Origin of the sequence: Candidatus Nitrosarchaeum limnium BG20 (genome assembly GCF_000241145.1) — an archaeon.
In the GTDB taxonomy this organism is placed as follows: domain Archaea; phylum Thermoproteota; class Nitrososphaeria; order Nitrososphaerales; family Nitrosopumilaceae; genus Nitrosarchaeum; species Nitrosarchaeum limnae.
Map to the genome: position 1 here is coordinate 1 of NZ_AHJG01000269.1, position 1,483 is coordinate 1,483.

The 1,483-nt window shown below is 31.9% G+C and carries 2 protein-coding genes; both read right to left on the reverse strand.

Annotation, left to right across the window (positions count from 1 at the left end):
* A partial coding sequence (locus tag BG20_RS09540) for a class I SAM-dependent methyltransferase (RefSeq protein ID WP_048097207.1) occupies nt 1-514 on the reverse strand: 514 nt, incomplete at its 3' end.
* A gap of 5 nt (nt 515-519) precedes the next feature.
* Nucleotides 520-1,483: ATP-binding cassette domain-containing protein (locus tag BG20_RS09545; protein ID WP_010194493.1), on the reverse strand; the 964-nt coding region annotated here is incomplete at its 5' end.

The following is a 1,483-nucleotide window of genomic DNA, read 5'->3' on the forward strand; positions in this document are numbered from 1 at the left end:
TATTCCCTGATATTTTATTTGAAAGAATATTTTTTTCACATAGTTTTGCTGCAATTGGATTAATGTCTATGCTGTAGACTGTACATTTTTTCTTTTTTGCAATCATAATTGAAAACATGCCTACACCTGCAAACATATTGACCACAGTTTCACCATCTTGAACCAAGTTAGAAATTCTCTCCCTTTCTGTAGATAATCTTGGAGAAAAAAATGCATTTTCAACATCTACAGTAAATTTACATCCAAATTCTTTGTATTCTGTTTCTGTCTTGTCTTCACCTGCTATGATCTCTAGATTTCTGGTTCGGAAATCTCCCTCAACTGGAGATGATTGATAAAAAACACTTTTTGCAATCTTTACTTCATTTAATAGAGTTTCACCGATAAGTTCTTTTTTTGATAATAATGAATCCGGAATTCTAACTATAATTATATCTCCAATTTGATCAAAAGATGAAATAAGCTCTTGACTTTCTTTTGAAGTAAGAATACTTTCTAATGATTTCTTTAGCATTCGTGTCAATTCTTGTAATAGAAATTTCCTGAATTTTTTTGTTCTTTGTCTAATCTACTCTCTAATTTGTTTACTCTTGGCCTCAATGACTTTTCATCTCTCCTAAATGACATGTCAAGTGATTTCAAAAATTGGTTCATTGCATCTGCTTTTGGCATTGGAGATGTTGCATGACCCGACAATCCTGACACTCCCTCAAAAATTATCATTGAATCTGATATGAGATCCATTAACTGTATATCGTGATCTATAACAATTGCTGTTTTTCCAAAAGATCTTACAAATTTTTGTAAGAATTTTGCTATGGTTATTCTATCTTCCACATCTAAGAATGCAGATGGTTCATCTAGTGCATACAGATCAACTTTTTGTAAAAGACACGATGCAACAGAAATTTTCTGTAGTTCTCCTCCAGATAGATTCTTTACTGATTTGTTGTATAGTTTTTTAATTTTTAATGGCTCTAGAATTTGCTCTTCTTCCTGACTTCCTTCAATTGTAGCGCCATTTGCCTTATCTAACAATGCAATAACTTCAGCATCAATATCATTTTGAAGATATTGTGGTTTGTAAGCAATTTTTATTTTTTTATCAATTTCACCTACATCTGGTTTTTCTACACCTGCAATCATTTTCATTAATGTAGTCTTTCCAAGAGCATTTGCACCCATTATCCCTAATACCTCCCCTTTTCTCACTCTACCAGGTTCAATTGAAACTGAGAATGATGAATATTTTTTCTCCAATTTTGGATATGACATTATTTCACTTCCTTCCTGAAATTCATCTGTAGACGAAGAAGAAACATCAAAAGAAAATTTCTTATCTCTAAATCTAACATTCTCTGTAGGAAGATAACCATCAAGGAAAACATTGATTCCAATTTTAGTTGATAATACACTAGATACTACTCCATAAGCTGCGGGTTCACCATAAAGTACTTCGATGTAATCACTAAGGAAATCAAGT